Below are 13,948 nucleotides of genomic sequence, written 5' to 3' on the forward strand. Positions count from 1 at the left end.
TCCGAGATCTAACGTCGTGTGGCAGACACACATGACGTCATCGCGACAGCCGTCTGCCTGTCGGCCAGGAGACCACCTGATGCCCCGTGCTCTCGCCCATCGCCCCTGGGTACCCGCCGCCACCGAGGACCGCGTCCAGTCCGTCCTGAAGGCCGTGACGGACCAGACCGCGTCCTCGGTACAGAACGAGATCGAAAGGCTGGTGGCCGACAACCACCGCATCCACGACATAGAGTCGGTCAACCTGAATCCGGCCACGAACATCATGAACCCGAGGGCCGAGGCCCTGCTCTCGGCCAACCTCGGGTCGCGGCCGTCGCTGGGCTACCCGGGTGAGAAGTACGAGATGGGCCTGGAGGCGATCGAGCAGATCGAGATCGTCGCCGCCGAGCTGGCCGCCGAGGTGTTCGGCGCGGGCTACGCCGAGGTGCGCGTCGGTTCCGGGGCACTCGCGAACCTCTACACGTTCATGGCCACCTGCGAGCCCGGTGACACGATCATCGCCCCTCCGGCGAGCATCGGCGGCCACGTCACCCACCACCAGCCGGGCGCGGCCGGCCTGTACGGGCTGCGGATCGTTCCCGCGCCCGTCACGTCCGACGGCTACACGGTGGACGTCGACGCCCTGCGCGAGCTCGCCGGGCGGGTACGGCCGAAGCTGATCACCATCGGTGGCAGCCTCAACCTGTTCCACCACCCCGTGGCGCGGATCCGCGAGATCGCCGACGCGGTCGGCGCCCGCCTGCTCTTCGACGCCGCCCACCTGTGCGGGATGATCGCCGGGAGGGTCTGGCCGCAGCCGCTCGACGAGGGCGCCCACCTGATCACCATGAGCACGTACAAGAGCCTGGGCGGTCCCGCGGGCGGGCTCATCGTGACCGACGACGCCGAGCTGGCCCAGCGGCTCGACGCGATCGCCTACCCGGGGCTGACCGCGAACTTCGACGCGGGCAAGACCGCGGCGCTCGCCATGACGATGCTCGACTGGAAGGCCGCGGGACCCGCCTACGCGCGGGCGATGGTCTCCACCGCGCGGCGGCTGGCCGACGAGCTGCTCGCCCTGGGGGTCCCGGTCTTCGCCGCCGAGCGCGGATGCACCCGCTCCCACCAGTTCGCCGTCCTGGCCCACCGCTACGGCGGCGGCCAGCGGGCCGCCCGGCGGCTGCGCGAGGCCAACCTTCTCGCCTGCGGCATCGGCCTGCCGTCGGAGCCGGTCGAGGGGGACGCGAACGGCCTGCGCGTCGGTACGCCGGAGCTCGTCAGGCTGGGGATGACCGAGGCGGACATGCCGGAGTTGGCCGCGTTCATCGCCCGGGGCCTGGACGAGAACGTCGACCCGGGCACCGTGGCGCCGGAGGTCACCGAGTGGCGGAGCCGCTTCTCCGGGGTGCGCTTCACGGTGGACAACCCCGCCTGAGGGAAGCCCGGCCGGCCGGGCCTGTCGTGGAGGGCCCTGTCCGGGCAGGGAAGTCCCGGCGTGACGGCGCGGCCGATGGTCGGCCGCGCCGGGCCGGCCGCTTCCGGCCCGCCCGCGGAGCGCACGCCTCGGTGATGAGCCCGAAGCTCACCCCGGCCCGGCCCCTCCCCGAACGTCGCGGAACCGGCCACGGGACAGGACGAGGGTGTCGAAGACCGGTTCGTGGCGACCGGCCTGGACACCCTCGCGACACACCCCATGTGATGACCGGCGACAGGAGCGTAGGAACACGGAGCCTCGGCTGGCCGCCCCGCTCGGCGCGTCCCGGAGATGGCGCGGTGATCCGGCACGACGACAGGACCGGCGCCCCGGCCACCGCCCCGCTCCGGAACCTCTCGACTAGAAGGGGCTGCCGGGCCAGGTGTACTGGTTACCGCGCACGGAGTAGTGCTGGCGTCCGGATTGGGGTTGTTGCTGCTGGGTGTCTGGTGAGGGGCGGTGCTGGCGTCCGGATTCGGGTCGGTGCTGCTGGCGTCCGGATTCGGGTCGGTGCTGCTGGCGGCCGGGTGAGAATCGGTGCTGCGGGCGGTCCGGTGAGGAGCGGGGCTGGTGACGGTCGGGCGAGGAGCGCTGCTGCCGGTGACCACCGGGGGACGGATCACTCGAAAGTACGGATACCGAAGCGGCTTCCTGGGGTGTCGTGTTCGCCCCAGCGGGCTGAACCGGAATCGTCATGGCGACGATGAGGCCGGAGGCGGCCAATGTGCCGATGGTGAGAACGTGCTTGAACATGTCACTCCATCCTTATGTATCTGATGTGTCAGTCCGGCATGCCGCCTGGTCCTGCAGGGCGCCACTTCGGTTTCCAGAAATATGTGGAATCGACGTCACGCAAAACGCTAGTTCAGGGATATCCGGGTGTTCGCCCCGCATGAGACAAAGCCTTGGTCCGGGATCGCCGCCGAAGAGAAGGGCCGGGATTACGCCGGGATGGAAATTATCGGCCCGCCTCTTCCGTGAATCTCACCTTAAATGCTGACATTTGAGAAAATGGCGACTGAACGGCTTTGGCCGCATGAGATCACTCTCCGCTGGGGCCGTCATACCTCTTTTGATGGCCTTTTCCGGAAATCCTGTCCGGAGAGTTCTGTTTCGGAGGACCGCCCGGCCGGTGGCCGACGCTGTCCGGGCCGGGGCGTGCGCTCGCAGGACGGTCCCGCCGGGAGGCTCTCGTCCGGCCTCTCGCCCGGAGGCTCTCGTCCGGCCTCTCGTCCGGTCATGGAGGTCCTTTCCCCACCCATGCCCCGGCCCCCGTGTTAACCGTGTGTGAGCCGGGGTAGGGCGGGCCGTGCGCCCGCCGCCGCGCGTACTCCCGCCGGTGGCCGGTTCGTGTCCGGGGCGTGGCCGTACCGGCCCGGCATGAGAGGAGAGCACGATGGCCGACGAGTCGGATCTGATCCTCGACCTGGTGTGGCAGGAGTTCCACGAGGTCGTGAACATGACGTCGGAGGAGCTGAGAGCGTTCCTGCTGGCCTCGGCGTCGGCGAACGGGGGTGACGTGGTGAGCCCCGAGGCGGCCATGCCGCCGCTCGGGCGCCAGGTGCTCCAGGTTCTCGGCAAGCGGAAGGCCGACCTGACCGCCGACGACGTCGAGACGATGCGGCAGGCCGTCGACCGCGTCGAGGACACGCTGGCCGAGGGGGCGGTCGACGAGGACGACGACGACCGGCGACGGGCGTTGCTGGAGGTCGGGCACAACCCGCTCCGGCCGTCACGGCTGGGAGGCTGACCCCGGGACGCGACCGGGCGCCGGCGGCCGCGGGCCCGTCCTAGGCGTCGCGTGCGGACCAGCGGGACAGCAGTTCGGCCTCCCTGGCGGGGGTGATGGCGGCGTCCGTCGAGAAGGACGACTCCGCCTCGCGGATCTCGCGGATCGACCGCTCCAGGGGGCGCGGGTCGAGCCCCGCGGCGCGGGCGGCGGCGGGGTCGGCGGTGTTGACCGACATCCACGGATCGCCCTCGGACCACAGGGGCAGCGACCGGCCGGTCTCGCCCTCGGCGAGCAGGAAGTCCTGGCCGACCCAGGTCAGGCTGGTTCCCGGCGGTCCGACCTCGGCCGCGATCGCCTCCAGCATGTCGCCGAAGGAGAACGGCGGGGGAGGGCTGACCGTGTGGAAGGTGCCCGGCCGCGTCTCCTCGACCATGGAGACGATCCAGGTGGCCAGGTCGCGGGCGTCGATGACCTGGATGGGGTCGCCGGGGTCGCCGGGCGCGAGGACCTCGCCGCCCCGCGCGATCCGGTTGACCCAGTAGGTGAAGCGGCCGGTGTGGTCGTGCGGGCCGATGACGTACGTGGGCCGCACGACCAGCGTCGGGAACCCGAACGCCTCGGCCGCGGCCCGCTCGCACAACACCTTCAGCGCCCCGTACGTCTCGTCCGTCACCTCCTCGGGGACCGGCCCGTCGGTCTCCGCCAGCGGCGAGTCCTCGGTGAAGCCGCGCTTCTCGGGCGTCCGGTAGACCGCGGTGCTGGAGACGAAGGCGTACTGGCCGGTGGAGAGCGCGCCGGAGAGCGAGGTCACCTGAGACGGGAAGTAGGCGCTGACGTCGATCGTCGCGTCCCACCGCCGGTCGTGCAGGACGGACAGGTCGGCGTCGCGGTCGGCCGTCAGGTGCTCGGCCTCGGGGAACAGCCCGGGGCCGGACCGGCCGCGGTGCAGCAGGGAGACCTCGTGCCCGGCCGCGAGCGCGGCCCCGGTGATGTGCCGGCCGACGAACCGGGTGCCGCCGACGATCAGGATTCGCATACCCGCCATTGTTACCAACCGGGCACGGCGTTCGCGTCGCACTCCGCCGCCCCGCGATGTCGCGGTAGGCGTCGTCCGCCCTCGCGAGCGGTCAGTGGCCGCCGAACCAGCCGGGGACGTCGAGGCGGAAGACGTCCTGGGGGGTCACGGCGCGCAGGTCGGACTCCAGGGCGCGCAGGCGGTCCTCGCCGAGGGTCCTCGCCCAGCCCGCGCGCAGGTCCTCGAAGATCCGTGCCGACCGGACGAGGCTGTCGACGCCCCGCTCGGTGAGCCGCACGATCTTGCGGCGGGCGTCGCCGGGGTCGGAGCCTCGCTCGACGTAGCCCAGCTGTTCCAGGGTGTCGACCGTCTTGCCCGCCGCTTGCTTGGAGACGCCCAGCCGCCGTCCGAGCTCCACGGCCGTGGTGCCCTCGGGGCCGATCGCCTGCAGGACGAAACCGTGCATCGGCCGCATGTCGGGATGCCCCTGGCGGGCGAGCTCCGCGTGGAGCTCGTCGATGAGCACCCGGAAGCCGAGGAAGAGCCGGAGCGGGAGCTCGAAGCCCGGCGGGTCGGCCGTCACGATCGCCTCCCGGCTCGCCGTTTCGACAATGGTGTTGTCGAGCTTAGGGACTGCCGCCGTATGTTGTCATCCAGGGAGCGGGAGGTCGCCGGCACTCGCCCGTTCGCCGCGCGGAGCGCTCACCGCGAGCGCCCGTCGGGGCGGCGCTGGTCCTGGAGCCACTTGTCCGTCTGGCGGGTCGCGTTGGGCTTGCTGGGAGTGCCGGGCGAGCGGCGGGTGGCGCGGGTCTCGGTCACCGTGAAGTCGGCCACCACGTGCCGGTTGTGCAGCAGGAAGCCGACGACGCCCGCGATCGCCTGCACGCTGTCGCCCGCGCGGGCGCGGCCGGTCAGGAGGTAGACCAGCGGTGTGGACGGCTGGTCGAGGGCGAAATGGCGGCCGTGGTGGTGCGCGTCCTGGAGCGTTCTGATCGGGATCGGCCGCGAGGTGGTGAACCACGCGGCGACCTCCCAGAAGGGATTCGACGTGTCGGGGTCGCTGGACTCCTCGTAGCAGGTCGTGCAACCCCGGCGAGCGTCCTGCCCGTGGGGGCACGCCCAGGCGGCGAGGTCGTGCGGCATGCTGCGCTCGGACATGAGCTGACCGTACCTTCCCGTACCGGGAGACCGGTGCTTCCCCCGCTCCCGCGCGCCGGGTGCCGTGTTCTCCTGCTGCTCTCCCGGTGCCCTCCCCATGGTTTCACCACGTTTCCACCGGTGCTCTCAGCGGTGTTCCCGTCGGCTCGTGGTGGGGGCCGTCACCCCTTTCCTGCTGCCGGAAGTGGCCAGTGGACCTCGATGGAGTCGTGGATTCCTTTGGGATACCTTCCTTCCTGTTCTGCGCACACTGGGGTGCGCATCCGATGGTTTCTGTGGATTCATCGTGAGCGCGCCGCGCCCCCTCGCCCCGGCGCCGCGCTGTCCCGGCGTACCCGTGGAGACATCGTCACAGGGGGATGAGGCCATGTCCGTCGCCGATCTGTCCGACGCCAGGCGGGATCTGCTCAGGCGCAGGCTCCGTGGCGAGGCCGTCGACACCGAGCGTCCCGAGATCCCGCGCAGGCCCGAGGGCACGCCTCCCCCGCTCTCCCCGGTCCAGGAGCCCGTGTGGTTCATGGAGCACTTCAACCCGGGCACCTCCACGTACACCATCCCGGTCGCGGTGCGGCTGCGCGGCCCGCTCGACGTCGACCGGCTGCGCGACCTGCTGGCAGCGCTGACGGACCGGCACGAGAGCCTGCGCCACCGCTTCCCCGCCACGGAGGACGGGCGGCCCGCGGTCCACGTCGTTCCCGCCGCGCCGGTGCCGCTGCGCCTGGCCGAGGCCGCCACGGACGCCGAGGCCGCCGAGCTGATCGGCGCGGAGAGCGCCGAGCCGCTGGACCTGGCCGAGGGGCCGCTGCTGCGCGCCACCCTGATCAGGATCGCCGACGACGAGCACGTCCTGGCGCTGTTCGTGCACCACATCGCCGCCGACGGGCAGTCGACCCAGCTGCTCTTCGCCGACCTTCTCGCGCTGTACCGGGGAGACGCCCCCGCCGCGCCCGCCGTCCGGTACGGGGACTTCGCGCTCTGGCAGCGCGGGCGGTCGTTCGAGCGCGAGCTGGCCTTCTGGCGCGGGGAACTGGCCGGGCTGCCCCACGCGGAGCTGCCCTCGGACCGGCCGCGCCCGCCCCGGCTGACCTTCGACGGCGCCTCCCACGTCCACCGGCTCGACCCCGAGCTGGTCGCCGCCCTGACCGGGCTGGGCGCGGAGCGCGGCGCGACCCGCTTCATGACCCTGCTCGCCGCCTTCCAGGTGCTGCTCGCCCGCTACTGCGGCCGGGACGACCTCGCCGTCGGCACGCCGGTCGCCGGGCGGACCAAGGCCGGGCTGGACGACGTGGTCGGCATGTTCGTCAACACCCTCGTGCTCCGCGCCCGCCTCGACGGCGACCCTGGCTTCGCCGACCTCGTCACCCGCACCCGCGACGTGGTCGTCGACGCCCTCGACCACCAGGATCTGCCCTTCACGCGGCTCGTCGACGCGCTCGACGTGCCCCGCGACCCGAGCAGGCAGCCGCTGGCCGACGCGCTCTTCTCCATGCACGACTTCGCCGTCTCCGCGAACGCCGCCGGTGAGCTGAGGGCCGAGGACTTCGCGATGGCGCCGGGCTCGGCGCGCTACGACGTCGAGCTCTACCTGGTCCCGGCCGCCGACGGCGGCATGACCGCCACCTTCACCTACCGGACCGCGCTGTTCGACGCCTCGACCGTCGAGCGCATGGCCGGGCACCTGGAGAACCTCCTGCGGGACGCCGTCGCCAGACCCGGCGTCCCGGTGAGCGAGCTGGACCCGCTGGGGGAGGCCGAGCGCCGCCTCCTCACCGAGGAGTGGAACGCCACGGCGGCCGACTTCCCCGCCGGCGCGACGCTGCACGGCCTCGTCGAGGCCCAGGTGGCGCGGACCCCCGACGCGCCCGCCGTCACCTTCAGGGGCGAGTCGCTGACCTACCGGGAGCTCGACGAGCGGGCCGCCGCAGTGGCCCGCGTGCTGCGCGGCTCGGGGGCGGGGCCGGGCTCGCTGGTCGCGGTCTGCGCGGAGCGGTCCGCGGAGCTGGTGGCCGGGCTGCTGGGCGTGCTCAAGACGGGGGCGGCCTACGTGCCGCTCGACCCCGACCATCCCGCCGACCGGCTCGCCTTCATGCTCTCGGACGCGGGCGCCGCCGTGGTGCTGACCCAGCGGCACCTGGCGGACCGGCTGGCCGGGCACGGCGCCACGGTCCTCGCGCTGGACGACCCCGCCGTCTGGGCCGCCACCGGGGATGTTCAGGGGAGTGCGGGCGAGCCGGGGACGGCCGCGTACATGATCTACACCTCAGGTTCGACGGGCAGGCCGAAGGGGGTGCCGAACAGCCACCGCGGCATCGTCAACCGCCTCGACTGGATGCAGAAGCGCTACGGCCTGACGCCGGACGACGTCGTCCTGCAGAAGACGCCCGCCGGGTTCGACGTGTCGGTCTGGGAGTTCTTCTGGCCGCTCACGACGGGCGCCAGGATGGTGCTGGCCGAGCCCGGCGGGCACCGCGACCCGGCCTACCTGCGCGAACTGGTGGCCTCGGAGGGCGTCACCACGACGCACTTCGTCCCCTCGATGCTCGGGATCTTCCTGTCGGAGGACGGCGTGGGGGACCTGACCTCGCTGCGGCGCGTCGTCTGCAGCGGTGAGGAACTCCCGGTCGACCTCGCCCTGCGCTGCCTCGCGACCCTGCCGGGCGCCGAGCTGCACAACCTCTACGGTCCCACCGAGGCCGCCATCGACGTCTCCTCCTGGCACTGCACCGCCGAGGCGCTCGCGGGCCGGACGAGCGTGCCGATCGGCGCGCCGATCCAGAACATCGCGCTGCACGTGCTGGACCCGCACCGCCGCCCGGTGCCGGTGGGCGTACCCGGCGAGCTGCACATCGGCGGGGTCGGCGTCGCCCTCGGCTACCACCGGCGGCCCGAGCTCACCGCCGAGCGGTTCTTCCCCCTCGGCGACGACCGCGTCTACCGGACCGGCGACGCGGCCCGGTGGCTGCCCGACGGCACGATCGAGTTCCTCGGCCGTCTCGACGACCAGGTCAAGCTGCACGGCCTGCGGATCGAGCTGGGAGAGATCGAGACGGCGCTGCGGGAGCGCGCGGGGGTGCGCGACGCCGCGGTGATCGTCAGGGAGGACGTGCCGGGGGACCGGCGGCTCGTCGCCTACCTCGTCGCGGACGAGCCGCCGGAGACCGCCCGGGTGCGGGTCGCCCTCGGCGGCACCCTGCCCGACTACATGGTCCCCTCGCTGTTCGTCACCCTGGACGCGCTGCCGCTCACGCCGAACGGCAAGCTGGACCGCAAGGCCCTGCCCGCCCCGGAGAAGCCCGGCGCCGCCGAGTACGCCGAGCCGGAGAACGACGCCGAGCGGGCGATCGCCGCCGTCTGGCAGCAGGTGCTCTCGGTGGAGCGCGTCGGCGCGGGCGACGACTTCTTCGACCTGGGCGGCAACTCGCTGCTGGCGATCCAGGTCGTGGCCAAGCTGCGCAGGGCCCTGCCCGAGGGCAGCCTGCAGGTCGGCCTGGTGGACCTGTTCTCCTTCCGTACGGTGCGGGAGCTGGCCGGGTTCGTCGGCGGCCCCGGCGGCGGAGGGGTGCGCCCGCTGCTCCAGCGGCTCACCCCCCGCCGCGCGGTGACGCGCAGCTACGTCTGCGTCCCGTACGGCTCGGGCAGCGCGATCGTCTACCAGCCGCTCGCCGACGCGCTCCCCGAGGACCAGGCGCTCTACGCCGTCGCCATCCCGGGCAACGACGTCGGGCTGGACGAGGAGCCCGAGGAGTTCGACGAGGTCGCCAGGCGCTGCACCGAGGAGATCCTGCGGACCGTCGAGGGCCCGGTGGTGATCTACGGCCACTGCGGGGTCGGCGCCGGTCTCGCCACCGAGCTGGCCAGGCGCGTGGAGGCGGCCGGACGCGAGGTCGAGGCCGTCTACATCGGGGCCATCTTCCCCTTCGCCCGTCCCCGCGGCCTGATGCGCACCCTGTCGCGCATCGGGGAGTTCGAGAGCCTGCGCCGCAGCCAGGGCGACATCAACTGGCTCAAGGCCCGGGGCGTCGACCTGGAGGAGCTCGACCCGGGGGTGGCCGACCGGATCATCCGCACGATGCGCCACGACGGCAAGGCGGCCGAGAAGTACTTCACCGACCTGTTCGACACCCCCGACCGGGTCCGGCTGCGCGCCCCGGTCGTCTCGGTGATCGGCGAGCGCGACCCGGCGACCGACTTCTACGAGGAGCGGTTCAGGGAGTGGCACTTCATCGCCGACACCGCGGCCCTGGTCGTCCTCGACGAGGGCGGGCACTTCTTCCTGCGCTACCGGGCCGAGGAGCTGGCCGGGATCCTGCGGGTCCACGAACGGCTGGACGCGCCCCCGGAACGCGGGCCCGACGACACCTGGTGGGTGCACGGGGTCGCCAGGACGTCGGACCCGAAGCCCGCGAAGGAAGCCGTGCAGCCCAGCATGGGGCGTTTCCTCACCTTCTCCGCGGGCCAGCAGATATCCATGATCGGTTCCGCGCTCGTCGGGTGGGCGCTGCCGCTCACGGTGCTGGTCGACTCGGGTTCGGTGACGCAGTTCTCGATCCTGGCCGTGCTCAACCTCGCCGGGCTGCTGATCTCGCCGCTGGCCGGGGCTATCGTGGACCGGGGCGACCGGCGCCGGGTGATCCTGCTGGCCGACTGCGCCTCGGCCGCCATCCAGGCGGTGCTCGCCGGGATCATCCTGTTCGGTGAGCTCCAGCTCTGGCAGATCTACCTGCTGGTCATCTCGCTGTCGGTCGCGAGCAGCTTCCAGCGGCTGGCCTACAACTCCGCGGTCCCGCAGCTCGTCCCCAAGCACTACCTCGGCCACGCGATCGGGGTCACCCAGATGGCGGGCGGCGTGGCGCAGCTGGTCGTCCCGCTGATCGCCGCCGGTCTGCTGGCCTGGATCGGGCTGGGCGGCATCGTCGCCATCGACGTGATCAGCTACGTCTTCGCGATCGCCGTCGTGCTCCTCGTCCGCTTCCCCGACACGCTGCCGTGGCGGCCGAGGGAGCCGCTGACCACCGAGATCGCCAAGGGGTTCGGCTACACCTGGAACGAGCGGGGCCTGCGCTCGATGCTCGTCTTCTTCGCGGTGCTCAACATCTTCCTGTCGCCGCTCCTGCTGCTGGTGTCACCGCTGGTGCTCTCCTTCGCGACCCTCGCCGACGTCAGCCGCGTCTCGGTGGTGAGCGGCCTGGGCGTGCTGCTCGGCGGGCTCACCATGGCGCTGTGGGGCGGGCCGCCCAAGCGGCGCTTCCGGGGGGTCCTGGTCGCGACGCTGGCGATGGCCGCGGGGAGCGTGGTCGTCGGCGTCAGCCCGTCGCTGGTGACGATCGGGATCGGCGCGTTCGCGCTGACCTTCTTCCTCACGGTCATGAACTCGATCTACACCACGATCGTCCAGATCAAGGTGCCGTACCGCTACCACGGCCGGGTCTTCGCGCTGAACACCCTGGTCGCCTGGTCGACACTGCCGATCGGCATGGGGCTGGTGGCCCCGCTGGGCACCGCCCTGCTCGACCCGCTGCTCGTCCCCGGCGGCCCGCTCGCCTCGACGGTCGGCGCGGTGATCGGGGTGGGGCCCGGCCGGGGGATCGGGCTGCTCTACCTGGTCTGCGCCCTCGGGATGGCGCTGGTTGTCGCCGGTTCGCTGCGGGTCAGGAGGCTGGTGCGGCTCGACACCGAGATGCCCGACGCCCTCCCCGACGACCAGGTGGGACTGGAGGCGATCGAGGCCCGCCGGGCAGGGGTGAACGCCTGACCGCCTTTCGACGGTCCGCCCCTTCGACGGTCCGCGCCCGAGCGCGCTTCCAGGGCGATCCGGGCACAGGGTGGCCGGGATCCGTCCGGGAGCGTTACCGGGAGCGGCGCTGGGCGGGTCAGGGGCGGTCGAGATAGGCCTTCAGGCCGCCGAGGTCCTTGTTGGCGATGAACACCGCGGCCACGAAGAGGGCCTCCTCCGCGTGCATGGTGCAGGCCCACGCCGAGTCGCCCCAGCCATCGGCGATCTTGAGCTCGGCGGGTTCGGCGCACTGCCGTCCCGAGCCGCCGAGCTGGCACAGTGCCGGACGGCCCGTCTCGCGTTCCTCGGCGGCGACCTGGCGCAGCCGCTCGGCGAGCGCGGCGGTCACGGTGCCGCGCTCGTCGGCGTCCTCGCGCAGCCGCCGCTCGGCCCGGATGGCGTGGACGGTCTCCAGACGCAGGTCCAGGTGCCGGGCGACCAGCGCGGCGAGCCCGGTCAGCACCGCCGTCTGCGCGGCGGTGACCTCACGCGGGCGCCGGTCGACGACGTCCACGGTGCCCAGCCGATCTCCCCCGGCGGTGACGATCGGGGCGGCCGCGTAGAACCGCACCCCCGGCTCCCCGCGGACCAGCGGGTGGTCCAGGGTGCGCGGGTCGAGCGCGGCGTCCTCCACGACGTACGGGCCGTCCGACAGCACCGCCGAGACGGACAGGCCGGGCTCGACGCCGACCTGTTCCACCCCGTCCAGCCCGTGGGCGGCGGCGAACCACACCCGGTCGGTGTCGACGACGCTGACCGTGGCGACGGGGGCGTCGAACACGGTCGCGGCCAGCTTGACGATCTCGTCGAAGGTTCCGTCCGAGGGGGCGCCGAGGATCTCGTGCCACCGCGGCACGGCCGGTCGCCCGGTTCCGGCGTCGTCATCGGGAGCCGGCCGTTCGCGTGGGTTTTCGGTGCCGGTGCTGTTCGGATGAGCCGGGCGTACGGTCTCCGCTTCGTCTCCGGGGGCGGACGCGGCCGGGGACGGTCCGCCGTTCGCGACGGCGGGTGGGTCGGCGGGCGCCGACGCGGATGGAGAGGCAGACACGAGGACCGCTTCCGGTAGGGGGACGGGCGGGAACCACGGGACGTCAGGGTTCTCCACGAATGACCGTAAACGGTCTTGCCAAACATCCCGAATCGATGTCTTGTTCCACCGGTGCGGTTTCGTCCGAAGGCGACCCCGGCTCCGGGATGGGGGATCGCCTGGACGGCAGGGGTACCTCCGGAGCCACCGCGACATCGGCGTATTTTGTCGTCTCCGCAGCTCATCGGGAGGAAGCAGCGATCTTGAGGGCGTTTCGAGGGCTCCGGGGCGGGCATCGGACCGGTCTGAGGGTCATCGAACGGGGGGACGCATGACGCGCGGGTTCGACGCGTCCGCTCACTACGGGCGGCGCACCGCCGACGTCCACGACGACGGCGTCACGGTGGAGGATCCCCCCGAGAGCGCGAGCGGGCCCCCGGCGATTCCCGGGTTCCCGCCCCCGACGGTTCCCGGCTTTCCGGCAGCCTCCGAGTTCCCGCCGTTCCCGCCGTCCCCGCCGTTCCCGCCGTCCCTGAACTCCACGGGCTCCATGAGCGCCCCGTCGTCCCCGTCGGCCGTGCGGCCCTCGCCGCCCCCGTCGGCCTCGTCGTCCCCCTCGCGTTCGAAGAGGACCCTCCCGGCCCCGCAGGGTTCGCGGGTTCCCGGCGGCGCTCCCGCGCTGCCCGCCGTGCGAGGGCCGATCACCTCCCTGCTCTTCGAACGGCTGGTGCGCCCGCCGCACCGCTTCGGACTCCTCTCGCTCCCGCTCCTGTCGTTCCCGGCGCGGTTCGCGGGCCCGGTCCTTGAGGACGAGGACGTGCAGCTGGCCCTCTTCGTCTGCTACGAGCTGCACTACCAGGGCTTCGAGGGCGTGGACGACCGGTGGGAGTGGAATCCCTCCCTGCTGGAGGTGCGGGAGATCCTGGAGGCGCGGTTCGAGGAGGGGCTGGCGCGGGCCGTACGGTACCCGCCGGGCTCGCGGCCGGAGCAGACGCGCCAGGCCCTGGCCGAGCTGGTGGCCGCCGCCGTGGACGGGCCCGATCTGGCGGGGTTCCTCCGGGAACGGGCCGGCCCGGAGCAGTTCCGCGAGTTCGCCGCGCACCGGTCGATCCATCACCTCAAGGAGTCCGACCCGCGCACCTGGGCGATCCCCCGGCTGAGCGACCGTCCCAAGGCCGCCCTGGTGGAGATCCAGGCGGACGCGTACGGCGGCGGGAGGGCCGAGCGGATGCGCTCGGAGCTGTTCCGCGCCACCCTGCGCGGGCTGGGCATGGACGACTCCTACGGCGCCTATCTCGACCGGGTCCCGGCGGTCACGCTGGCCGTCTCCAACGCCATGTCGCTGTTCGGGCTGCACCGGCGCCACCTCGGAGCGCTGCTGGGCCACCTGGCGGCGGTCGAGATGACCTCCTCGGCGTCCTGCCACCTGTACTCCCTGGGCCTGCGCAGGCTGGGCGGCGACGAGGCGGCGAGGCGCTTCTACGACGAGCGGGCGCGCGCCGACGCCGTACACGAGCGGATCGCCGCCGACGACATGTGCGGCAGGTTCGCGACGCGGTACCCCTCGCGGGCCGGTGACGTCCTGTACGGGGCGGCCTGCGCCCTGACCCTGGACCGGCTCTTCGCCGAGCACGTCATGAGCCACTGGCGTCGCGGCGCCTCCTCGCTGCGGGAGGCGGGTACGGCGGCGAGGTCGTGACCGGCCCCAGCCCCTCCCGGACCCCGCCTTTCAGCCCCTCCCGGACCCCGCCGTCCAGCCCCTGCCGCCCCTGGCCTCGATCCCAGGA

Annotated in this window: 9 protein-coding genes; 4 read left to right on the top strand and 5 right to left on the bottom strand. The window is 72.7% G+C overall.

Features of this window, described 5'->3' with window-relative positions; translation table 11 throughout:
- Window positions 1-79 precede the first annotated feature (79 nt).
- On the top strand, window positions 80-1,417 hold the full coding sequence (gene glyA / locus AC5L38_RS28630) for a serine hydroxymethyltransferase (protein ID WP_495245929.1): 1,338 nt from the start codon (window positions 80-82) through the stop codon (window positions 1,415-1,417).
- Between the two features lie 1,435 nt (window positions 1,418-2,852).
- Window positions 2,853-3,206 carry a DUF3140 domain-containing protein gene (locus tag AC5L38_RS28635; protein ID WP_495245930.1) on the top strand — a complete coding sequence of 118 codons (354 nt, stop codon included), beginning with the start codon at window positions 2,853-2,855 and terminating at the stop codon, window positions 3,204-3,206.
- Window positions 3,207-3,246: 40 nt separating this feature from the next.
- Here the strand turns inward: AC5L38_RS28635 and AC5L38_RS28640 are convergent, their stop codons facing one another.
- The 3 genes from AC5L38_RS28640 to AC5L38_RS28650 all read right to left on the bottom strand — a co-directional run bounded on the left by AC5L38_RS28640 (window position 3,247) and on the right by AC5L38_RS28650 (window position 5,361).
- A complete protein-coding gene (locus tag AC5L38_RS28640; protein ID WP_495245931.1) occupies window positions 3,247-4,224 on the bottom strand; it encodes an NAD-dependent epimerase/dehydratase family protein in 978 nt (325 codons plus the stop codon).
- Window positions 4,225-4,315: 91 nt separating this feature from the next.
- Window positions 4,316-4,786 (bottom strand): MarR family winged helix-turn-helix transcriptional regulator, encoded by a 471-nt coding sequence (locus tag AC5L38_RS28645; protein WP_495245932.1) that lies wholly within the window; start codon window positions 4,784-4,786, stop codon window positions 4,316-4,318.
- Between the two features lie 119 nt (window positions 4,787-4,905).
- The gene (locus AC5L38_RS28650; protein ID WP_495245933.1) at window positions 4,906-5,361 is read right to left on the bottom strand and encodes a hypothetical protein; all 456 of its coding nucleotides are present in this window, start codon (window positions 5,359-5,361) and stop codon (window positions 4,906-4,908) included.
- A 367-nt stretch (window positions 5,362-5,728) separates the two neighbouring features.
- Here AC5L38_RS28650 and AC5L38_RS28655 point away from each other — a divergent pair, with 367 nt between their 5' ends.
- The gene (locus AC5L38_RS28655) at window positions 5,729-11,113 is read left to right on the top strand and encodes an amino acid adenylation domain-containing protein (RefSeq protein WP_495245934.1); all 5,385 of its coding nucleotides are present in this window, start codon (window positions 5,729-5,731) and stop codon (window positions 11,111-11,113) included.
- A gap of 118 nt (window positions 11,114-11,231) precedes the next feature.
- Here the strand turns inward: AC5L38_RS28655 and AC5L38_RS28660 are convergent, their stop codons facing one another.
- Window positions 11,232-11,990 (bottom strand): GAF domain-containing protein, encoded by a 759-nt coding sequence (locus AC5L38_RS28660; RefSeq protein ID WP_495245935.1) that lies wholly within the window; start codon window positions 11,988-11,990, stop codon window positions 11,232-11,234.
- Window positions 11,991-12,521: 531 nt separating this feature from the next.
- Window positions 12,522-12,866, bottom strand: coding sequence for a hypothetical protein (locus AC5L38_RS28665; RefSeq protein ID WP_495245936.1), 345 nt, complete (start codon window positions 12,864-12,866; stop codon window positions 12,522-12,524).
- On the opposite strand from AC5L38_RS28665, the gene AC5L38_RS28670 reads away from it, so the two are divergent.
- The gene (locus AC5L38_RS28670) at window positions 12,850-13,860 is read left to right on the top strand and encodes an iron-containing redox enzyme family protein (protein ID WP_495245937.1); all 1,011 of its coding nucleotides are present in this window, start codon (window positions 12,850-12,852) and stop codon (window positions 13,858-13,860) included. The genes AC5L38_RS28665 and AC5L38_RS28670 overlap by 17 nt on opposite strands.
- Window positions 13,861-13,948: the final 88 nt, after the last annotated feature.

This window comes from Streptosporangium nanhuense (assembly GCF_059358815.1).

Coding starts and splice junctions, on each gene's coding strand:
- glyA (WP_495245929.1), top strand. CDS start 80: ATGCCCCGTGCTCTCGCCCATCGCCCCTGGGTACCCGCCGCCACCGAG.
- AC5L38_RS28650 (WP_495245933.1), bottom strand. CDS start 5,361: ATGTCCGAGCGCAGCATGCCGCACGACCTCGCCGCCTGGGCGTGCCCC.
- AC5L38_RS28635 (WP_495245930.1), top strand. CDS start 2,853: ATGGCCGACGAGTCGGATCTGATCCTCGACCTGGTGTGGCAGGAGTTC.
- AC5L38_RS28655 (WP_495245934.1), top strand. CDS start 5,729: ATGTCCGTCGCCGATCTGTCCGACGCCAGGCGGGATCTGCTCAGGCGC.
- AC5L38_RS28640 (WP_495245931.1), bottom strand. CDS start 4,224: ATGCGAATCCTGATCGTCGGCGGCACCCGGTTCGTCGGCCGGCACATC.